This window comes from Paenibacillus sp. FSL R5-0345, assembly GCF_000758585.1.
Taxonomy (GTDB): domain Bacteria; phylum Bacillota; class Bacilli; order Paenibacillales; family Paenibacillaceae; genus Paenibacillus_AQ.
In genome coordinates, this window is sequence record NZ_CP009281.1 from 3,850,314 (window position 1) to 3,870,320 (window position 20,007).

General features: G+C 42.1%; 14 protein-coding genes. 6 read left to right on the forward strand and 8 right to left on the reverse strand.

Annotated features, from left to right (window positions below):
- Window positions 1-169 precede the first annotated feature (169 nt).
- Window positions 170-1,762: a glycoside hydrolase family 43 protein gene (locus R50345_RS17040; protein WP_042128489.1), complete on the reverse strand. Its 1,593-nt coding sequence runs from the start codon at window positions 1,760-1,762 to the stop codon at window positions 170-172.
- Window positions 1,763-1,882: 120 nt separating this feature from the next.
- Between R50345_RS17040 and R50345_RS17045 the strand changes: the two genes are divergently transcribed.
- Window positions 1,883-2,740 (forward strand): AraC family transcriptional regulator, encoded by an 858-nt coding sequence (locus R50345_RS17045; protein ID WP_042128491.1) that lies wholly within the window; start codon window positions 1,883-1,885, stop codon window positions 2,738-2,740.
- Here R50345_RS17045 and R50345_RS17050 read toward each other — a convergent pair.
- Window positions 2,737-4,203, reverse strand: coding sequence for a glycosyl hydrolase family 28 protein (locus tag R50345_RS17050; RefSeq protein ID WP_042128493.1), 1,467 nt, complete (start codon window positions 4,201-4,203; stop codon window positions 2,737-2,739). The genes R50345_RS17045 and R50345_RS17050 overlap by 4 nt on opposite strands.
- A 245-nt stretch (window positions 4,204-4,448) precedes the next feature.
- Here R50345_RS17050 and R50345_RS17055 point away from each other — a divergent pair, with 245 nt between their 5' ends.
- From R50345_RS17055 to R50345_RS17065, 3 genes are all read left to right on the forward strand, one after another.
- Window positions 4,449-5,558, forward strand: a complete 1,110-nt coding sequence (locus tag R50345_RS17055; RefSeq protein ID WP_156114823.1) for a glycoside hydrolase family 88 protein — start codon at window positions 4,449-4,451, stop codon at window positions 5,556-5,558.
- Window positions 5,559-5,763: 205 nt separating this feature from the next.
- Entirely contained in the window at window positions 5,764-6,597 is an 834-nt protein-coding gene (locus R50345_RS17060) for a GNAT family N-acetyltransferase (protein WP_197069686.1), read from the forward strand.
- Window positions 6,598-6,853: 256 nt separating this feature from the next.
- On the forward strand, window positions 6,854-8,548 hold the full coding sequence (locus R50345_RS17065) for a M3 family oligoendopeptidase (protein WP_042128500.1): 1,695 nt from the start codon (window positions 6,854-6,856) through the stop codon (window positions 8,546-8,548).
- A 94-nt stretch (window positions 8,549-8,642) separates the two neighbouring features.
- On the opposite strand, the gene R50345_RS17070 is transcribed toward R50345_RS17065, so the two are convergent.
- Window positions 8,643-11,396 carry a glycoside hydrolase family 2 protein gene (locus R50345_RS17070; RefSeq protein WP_042128502.1) on the reverse strand — a complete coding sequence of 918 codons (2,754 nt, stop codon included), beginning with the start codon at window positions 11,394-11,396 and terminating at the stop codon, window positions 8,643-8,645.
- Between the two features lie 145 nt (window positions 11,397-11,541).
- On the opposite strand from R50345_RS17070, the gene R50345_RS17075 reads away from it, so the two are divergent.
- The gene (locus R50345_RS17075; RefSeq protein WP_042128504.1) at window positions 11,542-12,483 is read left to right on the forward strand and encodes an ArsR/SmtB family transcription factor; all 942 of its coding nucleotides are present in this window, start codon (window positions 11,542-11,544) and stop codon (window positions 12,481-12,483) included.
- Between the two features lie 87 nt (window positions 12,484-12,570).
- Here the strand turns inward: R50345_RS17075 and R50345_RS17080 are convergent, their stop codons facing one another.
- From R50345_RS17080 to R50345_RS17090, 3 genes are read right to left on the reverse strand one after another with little or no spacing between them, the layout of a single operon-like run.
- Window positions 12,571-12,948: an iron chaperone gene (locus tag R50345_RS17080; protein WP_042128506.1), complete on the reverse strand. Its 378-nt coding sequence runs from the start codon at window positions 12,946-12,948 to the stop codon at window positions 12,571-12,573.
- A 31-nt stretch (window positions 12,949-12,979) separates the two neighbouring features.
- On the reverse strand, window positions 12,980-13,342 hold the full coding sequence (locus tag R50345_RS17085) for a DUF4180 domain-containing protein (RefSeq protein ID WP_042128508.1): 363 nt from the start codon (window positions 13,340-13,342) through the stop codon (window positions 12,980-12,982).
- A gap of 1 nt (window position 13,343) precedes the next feature.
- Window positions 13,344-13,862 carry an ankyrin repeat domain-containing protein gene (locus R50345_RS17090; protein WP_042128510.1) on the reverse strand — a complete coding sequence of 173 codons (519 nt, stop codon included), beginning with the start codon at window positions 13,860-13,862 and terminating at the stop codon, window positions 13,344-13,346.
- A gap of 202 nt (window positions 13,863-14,064) precedes the next feature.
- Between R50345_RS17090 and R50345_RS17095 the strand changes: the two genes are divergently transcribed.
- Window positions 14,065-14,550 carry a DUF2975 domain-containing protein gene (locus tag R50345_RS17095; protein WP_042128512.1) on the forward strand — a complete coding sequence of 162 codons (486 nt, stop codon included), beginning with the start codon at window positions 14,065-14,067 and terminating at the stop codon, window positions 14,548-14,550.
- A gap of 113 nt (window positions 14,551-14,663) precedes the next feature.
- On the opposite strand, the gene R50345_RS30360 is transcribed toward R50345_RS17095, so the two are convergent.
- Window positions 14,664-18,770, reverse strand: coding sequence for an S-layer homology domain-containing protein (locus R50345_RS30360; protein WP_052414634.1), 4,107 nt, complete (start codon window positions 18,768-18,770; stop codon window positions 14,664-14,666).
- A gap of 144 nt (window positions 18,771-18,914) precedes the next feature.
- The gene (locus tag R50345_RS17105; RefSeq protein WP_042128514.1) at window positions 18,915-20,006 is read right to left on the reverse strand and encodes a response regulator; all 1,092 of its coding nucleotides are present in this window, start codon (window positions 20,004-20,006) and stop codon (window positions 18,915-18,917) included.
- Between the last annotated feature and the right edge of the window lies 1 nt (window position 20,007).

The following is a 20,007-nucleotide window of genomic DNA, read 5'->3' on the forward strand; positions in this document are numbered from 1 at the left end:
AGTTAACCACCTTTTTTGTTTGTGTACAATTTAATTGTACCACATTTATATTGGTAGGTGCAAAAAAGAATAGCAATAGTCCTAAAATAAGTAATAAGTGCAATTCGATGTTTATTGTCACTTATAGTTGCCGTTCGTCCGGGAAGTATACGCCTTTCCCCCTCGAATGTTATGGTTTTACTAGAGCTTTATATTCGAAAAAGTCAAAATAAGCCCGCTTCGCTTGCTGATCCAGATCTTGCGCGCACAATCCAACAAAGGAACCTGTAAATCCGAGTTTGCCACCGTACTCATCAGAAAGTGTCCCGAAATCTAAAGGAGTACAGACCGCCGTCCAACCTACTCCATCTGGTGAAGCGTAAAATATAAACTCACGTTCATGAATTTCAACCTTCAAATAATATCTCTCCCAATTCTCCACAGAAAGCTGCATCGAAGAAATCTCATCATAATTACCACCTTTACACAGTACAACACCCAAGCTAGTTCCGCGAATCTCATCAGCCGTCACACGCAAATAATAGTAGTCACTGTCATCGTAATAGAGGACCAATCCAGCCATTTGCATGAAGCTATCGGGTTTGAATTCTAGACAGGTTGTCGCCGTGCATTCAAAATGCTGAATCGGCCGGGCAATTAAACTCTGATCATGTAGTGAAGCTAAGGATTCTCTACCGCGCAAGCAAAGAAAACCCGGACGTTCCTTCAAGCTAACCCAAGATTCATCAAAAGGGACACGCAAACTTTGATACGGGAACCCTAGCATCTCTCCATCAAAATCATCCTTTTCCGGCAGTTCTTCAAAAATACATATAGGTAATTCCGGAGCCTCCGTTTCCAATGCAGGCAGCTTCCCGCCATGGGCCAAACGCAGCCAGCCGTTCTCCGTCCATTCACAGCGCTGGATCGCTGTTTCCCGCCCGAGCGGATTCATTGTTGCCGTCCCGGGGATGGGACGTGTGCATAAATGCGCCATATACCATTCGCCACTCTGTGTCTCCACAAGCGATCCATGTCCCGCCTGCTGGAACGGATAGTTCAAATCATGTGCAGTCGTCATTATCGGGTAATCAGAATCGGTCTCATAAGGTCCTGTTATACTATGGCTTCTCGCCATTGTAACCATATGATTGCTACCAGTGCCGCCTTCTGCTGTCAGCAGATAATAATATCCATCCTTTTGGTACAGCTGCGGACCTTCTGTGACTCCGATAGGGGTACCTTTATAAATTTCGTGAATAGATCCAGTCAACTTACCGGATTCTTGATCATATTCCTGCATAATGATGCCTGAGAAATTACTGTGATTCTTTCGGAAATCCCAGCGCATGTTTAGCAGCCATTTCGTGCCGTTCTTATCATGGAATAAAAATGGATCAAACCCGCTCCCGTTTAATCTAACGGGTTGGCTCCACGGTCCTCTAATATCTGTTGCCATAATCAAATAGTTGTGTAAATCCTTATATACACTTTTACGAGATTTCACATCTGTATAGAGTAAATAGAATACGCCTTGATCATAAGAAAGTGCCGGTGCCCAAATAGAGCCTGAGCTCACATTTCCGCGAAGATCGACTTGAGAGGCTTCTGTCAGTACTCGTGAAATAGAATGCCAATGTATGAGGTCTTTGGAATGATGGATTACCACACCTGGAAACCACTCAAAGGTAGATGTAGCAATATAATAATCATCGCCTACTCTTATAAAAGACGGATCAGGATGGAATCCCGTCAACACCGGATTTACAATCATTTGATTCATAAGACAGACCTCCACAAGCAAATTTTCGTAGTTTAACGAGTTTATTGTATCGCTTTCATTTCGATTAAAGTTATAATGTGATATAAAGAAATGTTTGTATTTTGTCATCTCGGAGGGAATATGAAGCAGCTGTTCGAACCTGTTATTTTTGAAGAACATAAGACCTTGGTTTGGGATTACAAAATATATACCGACGACTATTACAAAGGTTACTACCATTGGCATCAATGCTGTGAAATCATGTTCGTTCATCGCGGCCAGGGAAACGTTGTCGTAAATCAACAAATGTACGATATCCGCCGGGGAATGCTATTCTTTTTCCAACCGTATCAACTGCACCGAATCTATTCCGAGGTCTCTACCGAGTGCCCTTTTGAACGAACCATTTTCTATGTTGACCCCCATGTTGCAGAGAATCTGCTGCAGAACTTTTCAAAAAGAAAGGCTCTATTTACAGCGCTATGGAAAGGGGGGAATTCACGCTGTACCTTTGAACTTAATGAACGTGCAGAGACTGTGGAGTGGATTCTAAAGCATTATGATCACAACAAAAAAGCCTCCCTTTCAGAGGATTCCGAAGATACTTCTGTTCTATTTCTTCAGCTGCTAAGTTGTATCGAGATCGAAGATTATCATGTGTTTCAACCTAGAGAACGGAGAACACTTCACTATTCCGAGAAAATCATGAGCTTTATCGAGGAACACTATCATGAGGAGGTTAACCTGGATCAATTGGCTGAGGAGATTCATTTATCAAAATCCTATGTCTCTAGAATCTTTCATCAAGAAACAGGAGGAAGGCTCGTTGATTATCTTACTGCCCGTCGAATTAAACAGGCCTGCCGCTTATTAGGAACAACAGACCTGCCAGTAGAGCAAATAGGGATCGCTGTTGGTTTCCCTAATGCCTCTTATTTCAATCAATTATTCAAAAAAGTACTCGGTACAACTCCATTAAAATACAGAAAAAATAATTAGAGACTCGATTGTTCACCAGCAGCCTCTTCGATAACAAATACAATGTTTTTTGCAAAATGATTGATCTCGATCAGCTCTGGGCGGGGGGCATTCAACAGTTCATCGTTAACTCTTAAATTGATGAAGGTCACACCTTCAACAGCTCTTTTTTCATCAAAGCCATAAATTCTTGAAGGATTGGCCTTCCCGCTGTAGCTGATATTGCGAAATGTAATATTCCGAATACTTGTGCCAGGCTCTGGATTATAATCCTTGTTGTAAACTACACGCACATCGAACAACTGCCCCTGCTCAATCCGTTCAACACGTATGTTATCGTAAATTACGTTACATACCGTATTTCGATCCCCGGCATTAATGGCTAGTGCCCCCCAATAATTTTCTTGTGGCTCATGATGATTCAGAATATCTATGTTTGTAAAAATAATATTTTCAATCACGTCACCGTTCTGCCCATGGTCACCATGAGTCCCGATCATCAGTGGATGCGCAACATCTGCCCATAAAATAGAATCACGAACGATGATATTGCGTGTATCTCCATAAAAATCCCATCTCGATCCATAGATTGCAATACAATCATCGGAATTCCGCATAAAAACATCCCGAATGGCAACATCAGAACTAGACATGATATCTATGCCATCAGACCATCCGCGAGTACTAAAAGCTTTGATATTATCAATTTCAATCCCGTCAGACTTCCCTATGAAAATACTATAATGTGGTGGGTCGATAACTGTGATGCCTTCCACTTTAATGGATTGTGAGAAAACGATTCTTACCCCACGAAAAGCTGAGTATCGATGAAAATCTGCAAGATAAATCATTCCACGACCACGGATAGTTATATCATGGACAGACTCGCACACCAATGAGCCTACAAGCGCAGATCCTCCAGCTAGATATATTGTTGTGCCCGAAGGAATTGGAAGGACCGTTTCTTCAATACAGTGCGTTCCTGGCGAAAAAAAGAGTACGTTCGGTTTCTCACTAGAGTATGCCACTGGTATTTCCAGTAATCGCAAAAGATCTGTTTTCCGATGAATACCTGGTTGTACTACCGCTACATTAGGATCCTCTATAAGTGGGGCATCCTCTTCTTTAGGGTTAGCAAATAGATGCAGATTCCGAAAAATATCATCATTGATTTCGATCGAAAGCTTCTGCGGGCCGAATAGGCTGAATTTGATCGTTTTCTCTTGAATTTCGTAAGCGATATTACGTGAAGCCGGAGCGACGTTCACACACTCAATTTCGGTGTAAAGACAAGTAACTTCCACCTCTGCTGCACCTTCAAGATCAAAGAAAGCCATAGATGCTGGTCGAACCTGATGCATATCTACCTTAACCTCGTAGATAAATACATTTTGCCATTCACCTTCAGGTTGCCTGACTCTAATCTTATAATCCTCACGTCCCGGTATACTTTTGGGCGCTTCATACACTTGTAAGTAGTTCATATAATAGTCCTCCCGCTGTTAAATCGATTAGGATTGCGAATTTATTTCTATTTGTCTATATTGTATCTGCATCCATCTCGACAAAGTTTTCATGCGTTATTCATAAATGTTTATATTTTGTCTTATAAGGGATGATTACTAAACTTCAGCATGACAATAATCAAACATTTTCTTATATCAAAACAAAACTTTTCGCAACCATAGAAAGCTATACTCATAACATCCTAACCACACTGGAGGCAACAATGATGACTTTACCTTATTGGCAGGAGATCATGAGTAGACTGGATACAAAAGTAGAGCGTATGGTTGAACAGATTGGTGACAAGTGTCCACATTTTGCCGGAAAAGATGGCAAGTTTGACGATATCGGCTCAGACTGGTGGACCACGGGCTTTTGGCCTGGCATCCTCTGGATTATGCATGACATCACCGGAAAAGACCTTTACAAAGATGCCGCATGGCACTGGGATGGTACGTTGGAGGAATGGTTTGTCAAACCTACGGTAGAGCTGCATCATGATGTTGGTTTTCAATTTCTTCCGACAGCTGTAATCAAACATACAATCACTGGTAATGAGGATGCACTCCGCAGAGGGATTGAAGCCGCAAACTTCCTTGCTGCCCGTTATAATCCGGTAGGCAAATTTATTCGCGCCTGGAATGAAGATAAATATGGTTGGGTGATCATCGACTGTATGCTGAATATCTCCCTGCTCTTTTGGGCCAGCAAAGTTACAGGTGATCCTCGTTATAAACATATCGCGATTAACCACGCGGAGACGACTATGCAATATGGTATCCGTGAAGACGGATCAACCAAGCATATTCTCTCTTTTGATGCAGAATCCGGTGCTTATATTGAGAATTTTGGGGGTCAGGGCTACTCTCCTGAATCCTCTTGGAGCCGTGGTACAGCTTGGGGTTTGTACGGCTTCATCAACACTTACCGCCATACAAGTGATGAGCGTTTCCTAAACACCGCCAAACGAATCGCACATTACTTCATTTCCGCTTTGCCAGAGGATCAGGTACCGTACTGGGATTTCCGTCTTGAGGATGACGAACGGATGTTCAGAGATAGCTCTGCGGCCTCCATCGCCGCTTCAGGCTTGCTCGAACTAGCAGATATCGTACCATTGGGTGAAAAAAGTCTTTATGCAACAGCAGCAGAGCGGATTCTGCGCTCTCTGACCGAAAGCTATGCGACTTGGGATCAGCCAGAGCATGAGGCGATTTTGCTGCATGGAACTGGCAGCGGCACATCCTTTATTGATGTATCGCTAATCTATGGGGATTACTATTATATAGAGGCAATCGCTAAATTGAATGGCTGGAAACACCGGATTTTTTAATAAAGAGATATTTATTCAGTTCAGTGTTCTTGAAAAGGAATATGTTATAATCTTCACTAGATTGTTTGGAGGCGATAATGATGAGATTAATCACTAATAATATTGGACTATTTTTGAAGGATAGCGCCTAATCGTCCATAAACCGCGTGTTTCCTTCATAAGCGAGGTTACGAATGTAATGCCAAATTATACTTTAAACGCAATGATGGATTATTCGAGAGAACAAATAGCAACAATAGAATCATTAGAAGAGATTTGCAAACAATTTGAGAAGATTAACTTAAGAGTTGGCATAGAACATCTTGTAAAAGATCACGGTGATCACGCCTACCTTTGTCACCATAATGAACGGTTAATTGGTTTTCTCAGTTGGTATACTTCTGACGGAACCGAAGCGAATATTAACGGAATGGTGCATCCAGACTATCGTCGCCAAGGCGTATTCCGCAGCTTACTTGGACGAGCAAAACAAGATATGTCCTTACAAGGTATCCACTCGCTACGATATCGGGTCGTTTCAGGATCAAACTCCGGTGAGGGTTTTGTCTTACACATGAGAGCATCCCATGACAGTTCAGAGTACTCTATGTCGTACTTGAATTTAACCAATAAGAATGAGCGATTAGACAGTATAATTCTACGCCCAGAAGAAGACAAGGACTTTAATTTTGTGACAACCTGCTTCTCGGCGGCGTTTAACGAAACGAAGGAATGGACGCATGAATATCTCACTCATACTCGCGAGCCAAGCCGTGTTACCTATGTCGCCCTGAGAGAAAACACGCCTGTCGGCCTGATTAGAACGAATAATTTAGGGAATGGTACGACTGTCATCCATGATTTTTGTGTACTCCCTGTCTTTCAGGGAAAAGGCCTAGGACGAGAAATTCTAATACATGCAGTAGATCTTCTGCTTTCGATTCCATTCACACACCTCCGCTTAGGCGTTGTCACCGATAATGAGCATGCTTTAAATCTTTACCTCAGCGCTGGCTTTGAGATCACAGCAGAATTTCATTATTACGTTGGCGGAGTTTGATTCATGAAAAAAAGGGAGTCCTATTAAAGGACCCCCTTTTTTCATAATTAGATTCTTTTAGAAATAAACTGCATAATAGGTCGGGCTGATTGATTGTTTTTTCAATATATCAAACCCTATTTTACTTAACAAGTTTTTACACTTTTGTTCAATTGTTCTTTTTTCGACTATAAAAAGCTTACACAGGTCTATCGTAAATGGCTGTTCAGATTATATAATAGAAACTATCTGGTATAGAAAGGAAGTTGATTTTTTTATGAAATTTGATGATTACCGCTATGAGCGGCCGGATGTTAAGCAATTTAAGCAAGACTTTAACGCCCTGCTGAAAGATCTCAATGACACATCACCTTTAGAGGTACAAAAGGCTTCCATCACTGCCATTAACAAGCTTCGCAATACGTTTGATACTATGCAGACATTGGTTAGCGTTCGCCATTCTATCAATACGACGGATGAATTTTACAAAGCCGAACAAGAATTCATGGACGAAGTTGGACCTGTCGTTCAGGAATACATAACCGATTATTACAAAGCACTCGTACATTCGAAATATAGAGCCGAGTTTGAACAGGAATGGGGTGCGCAGTTACTCCAGCTTGCAGAAGTTTCGCTGCGGACATTTAGTCCGGAAATCATCGAAGATTTACAATTGGAGAACAAGCTTTCCACGGAATACTCCCAGCTTATCGCATCCGCCAAGATTCTATTTGAAGGTGAAGAGCGCACACTGCCTCAACTCGCACCTTTCGAATTGTCTACAGACCGCGATATGCGTAAAAGCGCTTCTGAAGCTCGGTTTGGTTTTATGTCCGAACATGAGGCTGAATTTGACCGCATCTATGACGAGCTCGTCAAGGTCCGTGACCGCATAGCTAAAAAGCTTGGATACAGCAACTTTGTTCAGCTAGGTTATGACCGTATGATGCGTACCGACTATAATGCTGAAATGGTTGCCAATTTCCGCAAACAAGTTCTGGAATATATCGTACCTGTCTCCCAACAGTTAAAGAAACGCCAGACTGAACGCCTAGGTCTCGATGAATTGAAATACTACGACGAGAACTTTAGCTTTAAGACTGGGAACGCTACCCCTAAAGGAGACCCAGACTGGATTGTAGCTAACGGAAAGAAGATGTATAAAGAGCTATCTCCTGAAACGGATGAATTCTTCACCTTTATGTTGGACAATAATCTGGTTGATTTAGTAAGCAAAAAAGGAAAGCAAGGCGGCGGTTATTGTACTTACTTCAGCCAATACAAAGCCCCTTTTATTTTCTCTAATTTCAACGGCACCTCAGGAGACATTGATGTCTTAACCCATGAAGTAGGGCATGCCTTCCAGGTATATGAAAGCCGCAATATTGATGTGCCAGAATATGCTTTTCCAACCTATGAAGCATGTGAGATTCATTCCATGAGTATGGAATTTTTCGCTTGGCCTTGGATGAATTTGTTCTTTGAGGAAGATGCGGATAAATACCGCTTCAACCATTTATCTGATAGCCTTCAGTTTATTCCTTACGGTGTGTCTGTCGATGAATTCCAACATTTTGTTTATAGCAACCCTGAAGCCACCCCTGCTGAACGCAAGCAGGCTTGGAGAGAAATCGAGAAGAAATACTTACCGCATCGTAATTATGAAGGTAACACATATCTGGAACAAGGCGGTTTTTGGCATAAACAAGGGCATATCTTCGCCTCGCCTTTCTACTACATTGACTACACACTAGCACAGCTTTGTGCCTTCCAGTTCTGGAAACGTTCGAACGAAGATTTCAAATCTGCTTGGAGCGATTATTTGGAACTATGCCAGGCTGGAGGAAGCAAATCTTTTATCAAACTGGTTGAGCTTGCCGGTCTAACTTCACCGTTTGAAGATGGCTGCATTAGCTCCGTTATTGGAGATATTGAAGGTTGGCTGAACAGCATTAATGATAAAGAGCTTTAATCCATTCTCTGAATAGCTCTCTTCACCTAAAAAGCAATCCATGCCTTATGGCTTGGATTGCTTTTTAGAATTGAATGATCTAACTTCACCCAGTTTACCGATAGCGAATCAACAAATCTATTGGATAACGACCCGCATTGCGGCCATACAAGGCTAAGCCTCCACCCTCTGCTTGAAGCTCCAACCGGAACGTACGATTGCGATCTAGTTTAGCTGCTAACTGCCCCGGTACACTTACCTTACATAGATAGCCGTAAGAGCCAGCCTCATCCAACTTATTCGCTAATGGCTGATAATGCCAAGACAATACACCTCGGCTGTCGGCCGGATCATCCGGCAAATAGAAGGAGCCAATCCGTTGACCTTCTACCAGAACTTTCACACGTGAAGGATGACGTTCTTCGTCGGTCATATAGTACGTATTCGGATTATACTCCACCCTAGCGTCTGCACCATGCATGAGATCAAGTCCCATTTCATTTTGCTTTGCCCCTTCAAGATTCCGGGCCAACACTCGCTTTGCGCTAGCTTCAAACATAATTTCGATCTCGCCAATCATTTTTTTCTCCAAAGCATCTGGAAGAGCTACATCAAATGCATATTGGCCTTGACCGGCCCCATTGATTTTTGCGCATTGAATAGCTTCCCATTGTAGTTCAAAGCTGTGTTCTTTATAAGCATCCACAGGGATACTAATACAATCTGCTTCCCCCTCACACCTTACTTCCTGATCACCGCTTCTTACATCAAACGTAATGAAGTTGCGAGTGAGCGTCTCTCCCTTATTAGTTATCAAGGAAAGCGCCAGCACTGCAACTGCGTCCTGTTTAGGCATAGTAACATGCAGAGCGGGTAGAGCTGCTACTCCATATCCATCCCAATTCACTGACATATGATCACTTTGTGCAGCAACTCGTGTTCCCAAATCGTCGTACCAAAGTTCCCACTTCACCTGTAAATGCTGTCCATGATATTTATCTGAGAAACTGGAACGAAGAAGCGGAACTTTAACTTCATCCTTTGCGTTTACTGTCTGGCATGGCGGTGCATCGATCACGATGAAGTCCGGAGAATGCAGATCAGAAATCGTCATCCCTGGAACAAAGGCATCATAACCAAAATCTTTATCGCTGCCGTCTAACCGATAATAACCATTGAACTCATTCGTAACATCGCGAAATTCGGTAAATACAAAACCACATAATTTATCATGCCGCCGGAATTCATTCATCATATAGCGATAATGCCATGCTAAATCACTATCCCCTGCCCCGCCTTCGATACCCCATACGTTTCCACATTCACTGTTCATCAGGGGAGCATCAGATTGTACATTACCTCCGATAAAGTTAAAGTCTGAACCTGGGAAAGTTTTGTCTACAACCTCATTCAAATGAGCTCTAAGCTGATCATAACCATTAATGTAGAAATGCCACGTATTAATATCAGATTCCACATGATCATAGTTACAAGGTGAGTTGTCTTCAATGATTCTAGTTGGGTCAAGTCGTTTAGCCCAGCGATATTTTTCCCGAACCCATTCCTGTGTCTCCTTAAGATAACTAGACTGTTGTCCTACATCACTCGTTAGACTAGTGTCCTGAGCGTTCGTCTTCAACCCCCACGTCTCGTTAAACATCACCCATGAGAAAATAGATGGATGATTATAGTCTCTTTCGATAACCTCTAGGGCTTCAAGTTCATACGCAGCACGGGCTTTTTCATCCGGATTCCCCCAAAAGCAAGGCATGTCTTCCATCACCAGAATACCCAGTTTATCCGCCCAATATAGTTTGCGGGGTTCCTCTGGTTTGATATGAATACGTACAAAGTTCAGTCCCAAACGTTTCACTAGATAGATTTCATCCCGCATGTCTTCATCAGACGGATAAGTGAAATAGCCCGTTTTGTGATAAGACTGGTCAAGGGTACCGTTTAAATAAATTGGCTTGCCATTAAGAGTAATCCATCGATAACCACGCTCATCGAAGCGAACAGTTTGGATTTCTCGAATTCCGAAATACGTGCTGACCATGTCTGTGCCAAAAGATCCGCTAAGTTGTAGTTCTCCTTCGTACAAATAAGGTGATTCTGGACTCCATAATTTCGGATCTGATATTTGAATAGAGAGCTTAAATTCATTCTCCCCTGCAATAAGATCTAATTTCTCAGTATGCAGTATGGAATCCTCTGCGAATTGCAGCGTGAAATCTGCTGAACCAGATTCATGAGCAATGATTCTTGTAGTCACGTTCACTTGCCCATCCATAGTGGTCACAAACTTAGTATCACTCATATAAGTCTGGGGCCGAGATTCTAGCCATACTGGCTGCCAAATTCCGCGAATTTCTCCATAACCTTGTTTGCCACGTGCTTGGTAATCATGATCGAAGTCCTCTACTCTAACGACAATTGTATTGTCCAAATCTTCAACCCAGTACGGAGTAACTTCAAACTCAAATGAACCATATCCACCTTGGTGTGAACCAACATGTACTCCGTTTATCCAAACGTCACATGAATAATCCACTGCCCCGAATCGCAAAAATAGTCGTGTCTGTGAGTCGATAGGCTGCCATTTCAAAATCCGCCGATACCAACCTATCCCTTTACGATCGCTGCCAATACCGGATAATGGACTTACCCAAGAAAAAGGGACGGTAATCTTCGAACTGTAAGCGATTTCGGAATTCGAAAACCATTGATTGCTTATTCCTTCATTGCTCGGATCAAAGCTAAATGACCATTCCCCATTCAAATTCATCCATTCCTTGCGCTGCCAATGTGGATGCGGATGTTCGGGACGAGGAATCGGAAGACTCTCAACATTCAGTACGGAAGTTGTCATGATATGAGCACAGCCTTTCAAAATAAGAAGTTGAGCTCATTTTAGCACCAGTATATAAATTTCGCAATGTATATTATAATTTTACAATATACAATCTTCAGTGTACAATATCCTCAAACTATCTTAACGAAAAGGAATACAATCAATGAATGATATTTCGCAAGAAACGATCCGGTACCCTGCATCACGTATCTTAGACGTTGCTAAAGCACTTTCTGGAGATGTCAGAGTCCGCATTCTTGAAGCCCTTGGTGACAAGCCCATGAGTGTCAGTCAATTGGCCGAGACACTTGGCGTAGCTCAACCTACAATCTCAATCAATGTGCAGACCCTTGAGCAAGTTAACTTAATCTCATCTACACAAGGAGCAAATCGTGAGAAAATATGCGCGGTGACCTGCCGATCCATCCATCTCGATCTTCCGTCGAAGCTAGGCGATGGTCTGCATCAAACGGAAGAAATACATATGCCCATCGGAATGTTCTCCCACTGTTCTGTACAACCATCCTGTGGTATGGCTGGAAAAGACGGCGGAGTCATCGGTTCTCAGGATGATCCGCGGGTATTCTACATGCCTGAACGAGTTGAAGCATCTCTCTTATGGTTCGCTGATTCTGGCTATGTCGAATACTATTTTGCCAATCCACTCCCCCCTGGTGTCGAGCTAGATGAGATTCGGATTTCGGCTGAGGTTTGTTCTGAAGCACCTGCATTCCGTGAAGATTGGGCAAGTGACATCACATTAACTATAAATGACCTACATGTCGGTACTTGGACTTGTCCATCAGATTTCGGTAACCGGAAAGGAAAGTTAACACCCGAACGTTGGAAGAGTGGTACAGAATATGGAATGCTGACAGAGTGGAGTATCTCAGAACAGGGTAGCAAAATAAATGGTGCTGCTTCTTCCCCTACTACAATTAGCTCACTGAAGCTGGCATTTAATGAGCCTATTCGAGTACGCTTTGAGATTCGCGAGGATGCCCTCAATAGACGAGGACTTAATCTATTCGGAAGTGGTTTCGGAGACTACTCACAGGATATTATCCTGTCGTTTGTGCGTCGATCAGTATCGAGTACACGATAACTTGTAAGAATTGCACACCTGAAACCAGAGAGGATAGAAAGCTTCAGGTGTGCAAGAGGACTGGGAAGACATTGTTTTCTCCACATACTATTTACGCTTATCTTGTGCTTTTTGAATATTCTCAGCCACTCTATATTTCACGATCTTACTAATTAATTCATAGGGCATCGGCTGGTTAAGAGGGAATTGAATGGATCCTTTTGCTCCTTTATAGACAGATAATTCTTCTTTAAAAGCATCAATCCCATTAGGCGTTGGATAAAATCCAATATGGTTTTTGAAAGCTGCAAAATGGACGAGATTTCCGTGCAGTTCAAAAGTAGGCATCTGATAACTAATCTTTTCTTTTGCATCAGGTGCCGCTTCTTTTATCACTTTTCTTATTGTACTAAGGATTTCTTGAATCTCAGATGGAAACTTTGAAATATAGTCATCGATCGATTCATACGTGATTTTACCTTCCATGTTAAGTCCCCTCTCTGTTTCAAGTTCACATTTAACTATGATGAAGTGCTGCCAATGCCTCGTCTTCTGTACTTTTGAACAATATTTTATTCCCCTGATTGCACTCATAAATAAAATCATTCAGACTTTTACTATTATAGCCAGTAAATTCTCCTACAATCGCAACCCGCATCTGATAGTTTGTATACTTTTGAAGAATCTCTCCGGCAAGCCCCGTCTTTAACTCAAAAAAATCATCCGTGATTTGCTCTTTTCTTAGAATCATTTTATCGCATTCTTGATATCTAACGTTTGCCATTAGATCCAAAGCATCATTTACATTATTAATTACAATACCCTCGCTGGAAATCAAAGCTACTGTTGAATTGTCTTTACGGTTTAATGTGATTTGCATTCTAAATTGCTCCTTTTTCAATAAGAAATTCTTTTACGTTGTGGTTTCCTTGTTGGATGGCCATAGCTAATACTGATTCACCACCTTCAATTTTAGCATGGATGTCAGCTCCGTGTTCGATTAATAAGCGTATCAGCTCCACATTATCCGAATGAAAAGCTGCAGAATGCAAGGCAGTATGCCCGTCGCTATCTAAAATATGTGTCTGAGCACCCTTGTTCAATAACAGTCGGATAACACCCATATCCCGCTCCCCAGCAATGGCAGCATGAAGTGCAGTATTAGAAGGAATAAAACTAATCTTAGAATGGGATACTGCATCAACTTCAGCACCATAGTCTATCAATACCTGCACCGCTGCTTCTTTACCGAAATGTGCCGCATATCCCAAAGGTATAAGACCCTCGTTATTTTCCGTATTTGCTAAAGCCGGATGGAATTCTAGAATTTCTTTTAGCCGTGCAGCATCACCTTGTTGTGCCGACTGAAAGACTTCATTAATGCTTTGCCGTAATTCCATTTAGATATCGCCTCTTTTCGATTGATCTTATAAACGATCTACTTTACTTTTTCTGGATAGTTAAACCATTCTCCTGCTAACAAGAAGAAGCGACGTTGTCGTCTTTCAAAGACGATAACCATTTCTCGTAAAATAAAAAACACTAAAAACAATAAACTAAATGCTAAAATCATGAAGTCATTAAATAAGTGAGGTGTTTTAAATGAATGTTAAACGAGGTTCAACCACTTTCTTAAAAGTAATTATTTTTTTGGTTGGAGTTGCAGTGCTTGCTTTGTGTATCTGGTTGCCTGAGATAGCGGTAAGAGATGCAAGAGTACATCCAGATACGGCTTACTTCCTGATTCCCTTTTTAGTATGTGCTTACGGATTCTGTATTGCGTTTTCTGTTGCGCTGTATCAAGCATATAAACTATTAAACAACATCGAAAAGAACAATGCTTTCTCTGAATTATCCCTTAAATCTTTGAAGATCATAAAGAAATGTGCTTTTACAATTATGTTCCTCATTTTGTTAGGAATAGTAAGCTTAAGGGTGCTTGCTAAAGTTACTGCTAGTGATGATGCAGCGGGTCCTACATCATTATGTCTAATGGGTCTTTTAGCAACAAGTATCATCGCAGCCATTGTGGACGCACTTCAAAAGCCATTAAAAAATGCCCCAGATATAAAGACAAAAAATGTATAATTAACAGTCAAATATCAACATTAGAATTTAATATAACCAAAAGAAAAGAGTATTCATTCGAAGGTTATCGAATGAATACTCTTTCTTTTCAACGTATCATATGAGTCAAGGCTTTAAATTAAATCTGACTTTTGAAGTAGCCGCTTAACGATCGCCGCAACCTCAGCTCTGGTCATATCATTTTTGGGAGCAAGCACATTGCTGCTTCGTCCCATGATTACGCCTGCCTGTAAGCAGTCAGTAATTGCATTAATTGCCCAGTCAGATGCTTTACCGGCATCGGTATATGGGTTCAAGAATCCTTCAGCGGATTGATTTGGAAGTTTAGCCTTTAGCGCTGTGATTTTCATCGCTTTGGCGATAATTTGCATTGCTTGTTCACGGGTAATTTGGTCATCAGGGCGGAACATGCCGTCTTCAAAACCATTGATTAATTGATAAGCATATGCAGTATTAATCGCACTGTTATACCAATCCGTATTTTTAACATCCGAAAATGGTGTTGCCGCTTGATCCAATTCAAGTCCAAGACCGCGAACGACAATCGCTGCAAACTCTGCACGGGTAATGGCTTGATCAGGAGAAAATTGACTATTACCTGTTCCTTCGACGACTAAACGGGAGCCCATATCATTCACTGCGTCTTTTGCCCAGTGGTTAGCAACATCGCTAAATTCAAGCGGATGCCAGATTACAGAGTAAGTACCGCCACTAAGACTGTTGATGGTAGCAAAATACTCGCCGCCAATTACAACTACTTTAGTGGGTACATGATGAACTGTTCCATCAGAATCAACATATACTCCAGTTGTAATCTTGTTCGGGTCCATCCCCTCAGGAATAGCAATGGTACGCTTCACATACGTATTGAATTGTGAAAGTTCAATGCTCTTATCTCCGTAAATCCCTCTAACCGTAAAAGTTACTGGTGCAGAGATTAATGAAAATGATCCTTTTTGTGCAGCAGCCTCTAAAGCACTTACAGCATCGGCTGTTGGTTTACTAACTTCAATCTGTATCTTAATATCCTGTAAAGCCACAGACTGTCCCACCTGCTTGGATAGGGCGTCCAAGTTAATCTGCCCTGCAGGCAAAGTAATAGTCGCATTACCAGTTTTGATTTCAAGTACGGCTTGATTACCCTGCATATTTTTAACCATTTGTCCGTTTAGCTCTCCTACCAGAACATCTGATTTGCTAGTAGCAGAGATAGAAATCACTGCACCTTTACCTTCCGCGGCGAGCTTGTCTTCCAGCTTCTTCTGGTCTAAAGCAATAGTGGTTAGCGTTTGATCATTCCGTTTACCATTCGTCGCGGTTCCCACGGTTTCCGCTTTACCATTGATTAGAATGGAAGCATCATTTGCTACAGGTGTCGGTGTAGCTGATGGAGGCGGTTGGGAAGGAACACTGGATGGAGCGCTAGGGATGACTGTATTGGATTCAGCAGATAACTCGCTAATACCAGCCTTATTGATGGCCTGTACCGTGAAGGTGTAGCTTGTACCATTCGTCAGACCACTGATTGTAAGCGGACTTCCATTACCTGTAACTGTCAACCCGCCCGGAGTAGCCGTTACAAGATAACCTGTAATTTCGCTTCCCCCATCAGACTCTGGCGCTGTAAAGGTGATGGTCGCTTGACCATTCTCTGCAGTTGCAGTTACAGCTGTTGGAATACCCGGTGCTGTAATTGGCTTAACAGGAGCCTTCACAGTAACGGTGGTTGAAGCCTTATAACTTCCATCTTTCGTAGTAACCGTAATGATGGCTGTTCCCTCACCGACTGGAGTTACTTCTCCATTCACAACCTTAGCTACAGTCTCATCGCTGGAGCTCCAGATCAGGCCTGGATCTGTTGCATTTGCAGGCTCTATTGTCGCATTTAGTTTTACCTCAGTATCACCAGCTGTTAAATCGAGCGTCTCCTGATCTAGTCTCACCCCAGTTACATTCACAACTGGTGGAATTGGTTCACTTACATGTACTGTCGTTGAAGCGGTATAACTTCCATCTTTGGTCGTAACCGTAATGGTGGCTGTTCCAACACCAACCGGGGTTACTACTCCATAAACAACCTTGGCTACAGTCTCATCGCTAGAGCTCCAAATGACACCCTTATTCGTTGCATCGGCAGGTGCCACTGTCGCTTGTAGCGTTTCGTCGCCTTCGCCCACTGTTAAATTAAGCGTGGTCTGGTCTAACGTTACTCCCGTTACGAGAACAATTGGTGGCTTAGGTGCTGCCACATTTACAGTCGTTGAAGCCGTAAAGCTTCCATCCTTAGTCGTTACAGTAATAATTGCTGTACCCTCACCAACTGGAGTCACAACTCCATTCACGACTGTTGCGATAGTGTCATCGCTGGAGCTCCAGATCACGTCTGTGTCCGTTGCATTTGCAGGTTCTATTGTTGCCTTTAGAAAGGCGTCCGCTTCACCAGCGGTTAAATCGAGGGTCTCCTGATCAAGCTTAACTCCGGTTACTTTCACAACTGGTGCACTAACTGTAACGGTTGATGACGCCGTATAACTTCCATCCGTTGTTGTTGCTGTGATCGTTGCCGTTCCAACGCCAACTGGTGTTACCACTCCATTAACAACTGTCGCGACAGTTACATCACTGGAGCTCCAAGTTACTGTTTTGTTCGTGGCATTGGCAGGTTCTATTACAGCATTTAGTGTATCTCCAGCTTCTCCCTCAGTTAAACTAAGTGATGTTTTATTCAAAGTCACTCCAGTTACTAGGATATCTCCCACATCGTTTACCTGCACATTGAAGGTGTATATACTACTTATAGTGCCATCATTTACAGTAACAGTAATCACACTGTTTCCGAAGGCATTCTTCGCTGGTGTTATTTCTATCGTCCGCACTTCTCCACTTCCACTTACTTTCAGTCCATTATTCGGAATTAGGGAAGTATTAGAAGAAGTAGCTGATACATTTAGGTCATCCCCATCCACATCAATGACCTTAAAAGAGCGTGATACAGATTTATTTTTTTCCGTTGTAGTACTTCCCATAAAGCCTGTGTCCTGCTTCCAGCTTGCTCCCGTAATGCTACCGTTCTTACCTGAACCAGCCGGTGTATTGACAGCAATATTACCATCATTGCTATTCGAAAATTTATAGTTCAAAGCCAGATTAGGCTCAGATCCATTCAAATCGACGTTCATTTCGCGAACAATTTCGCTCTGAGTTTTAGCTATACTCCAAAACCTAACGTCTCTCATCCCACCGCTATAATCTCCGTCCTGTCTCCAGGTGCTTTTACCAAGCCAGTTGTTCGGACGTGCCACATTTCCAACTGTACTTAAATCCATAGCTCCTTCTGCCTTAAGAACTCCATCCCAATAAATACGTCCTTTCTTCTGACTGTGATCGTAAACAATCGAGACATGTACCCACTTGGAGATCGGGAAATCGTCTGTGACATTAATATCTCCTTTATTAGTGTAAGCGATGAAATGCATTTTTTTGCCGTTAAAGCCCACAAAAATATTGTGGTTCTGCTCTGCGATCGAAGATTCGAAGAATCTCATCCAGGTATTAAAACCATTGACTTTTAAATTCCCTTCAATTGTAAAAGAATTCTTGTATAACAGTTGATCTGGGAACGTCACATAATCCCCATTCCCGTCAAAGCTAAGATAATCCCCACCATTCAATTCCGTTAGATACGGAGCATCGTTCACTGGGTTTACAGTCACAGTAGCTTTGCCCGAAACTGTGGTGAACGCGCCCGATGCTGTGGTATTCGCATTTTTTTGATAGTTTTGATAACCAACTGCTGTCGTATCCCATAGCTTATATTCAATTGAAGCTGTTCCGTTCCAGTCTTTAGCGGGTACAAAACGAATTTTCTCCGATTTCAGCAACAGGAAAGCATTAGTGTTCGACACCGGCTCGATGTTGTACCAGATGTTTCCTTGTGTATTGTAATATTGCCAGGCGCCGTTGGTATTATCTAACGCTACCACAGCAATCCCCGTTGTTGCCGGTTCAGTAACCTTTCCTGACAATAGATTAGAGACAACAACACCTGCGTTAGAATAATCATCTTCATTGATAGACGGTATCACAGTTGGGCTATTCTCTAACCAATCGAAGCTCGATTTCGCACTAACGATTTGAGTCTGGATTGGGCCTACACCTTGCACCACAAGTCCAGTGGCTAACGAAATACTAATGCCTATTTTCATAAATGATGGCTTCAAACTCTTTTTCCCCCTCTAGCATAAATCATGTCATCATTTCGACAATAATCGAGAGTATTATACAAAATTATGATAAACGAAAAATAAACAAAAAAAGAGAACCTACGAAATCTAATCGATTCGTCGGTTCTCTTTTTCTTTATACTAGTTCATCATCTTCATAATCAACGCTTTGAGCTTAGGATCAGGTGAAGTTCCAAGCTCCTGTTGAAGGGTCTCTTCCAATTGCCCATATCGTCGATAAGCTTCATTCATTCGCCCTAGTTCAATATACAAATGGATGATTTCCTGATGGATATCTTCTCTCAAGGGATCCAATTTCAATATTCGCTCAAAGTAATGCAGCGATTGTTGACGCTCGTTCTGATCCATGTGCAATCTAGCCGCTAGTTCCAGCAGTCCAATAAAATCTTGTTCAAGTCGGCCTGTCTTCCCACTAGCCCAATCGTATGCTTTTCCTTTAAGAAAGGCCCCCGAATACAGTGTTTCTACTTGATTGAACCATTCTGAATGTTTTTTAGAGCCTTGTCTAATTTGCTTCAGTAAACGCTCAAACTCATACAAATCACAATAAATGCTTCGTTCCTCTATACTAATTTCGTTTCTACTGGTCTTAATAAAGCTAGTACCGATTGCTTTTCGAATATAATACAGGGTAGAGTTCAGATTCTTAAGTGCTTTTTCAGGCTCTAACCCACTCCATAAGGTGTCGATAATTTCTTCTCGGCTAACCGTTCCTTTACTAATCAAAAAGGCAAACAATTCCTCCGTTTTTGGGCTTCTTAGCTTGATAGGCACTCTGTCTTGTGTACGGCGGTATATCTTAAGTCCATTAAATAAAAGAACTTCTATGACAGGTTGAACCGTCACACCTTTATTCATTTTTTTGATCTTATCCACAGTTTTTGATAAACGCTGCGCAGTAACAGGCTTCAGCAGATAATCCACAGCGCTCAGTTCAAAGGCTTGCAGTGCGTATTCGTCATACCCTGTAACAAAAACTACATCTATCGATTCATCTAATGCATGCAAAAGGGCGGAGAGCTTCATCCCATTCGTGTCAGGCATAGAAATGTCCAAAAATGCTACATCTATCGAATTCCCCTTCACAAATTCATAAGCTTCCGTCGGATCCAGAAAAGTATCGTATACTTCAATCTCTCCACTCTGAGACAATATCCTTTTTAAACGCTTTAGTGATAATTCTTCATCATCTACGATAATGGCTCGCAGCATG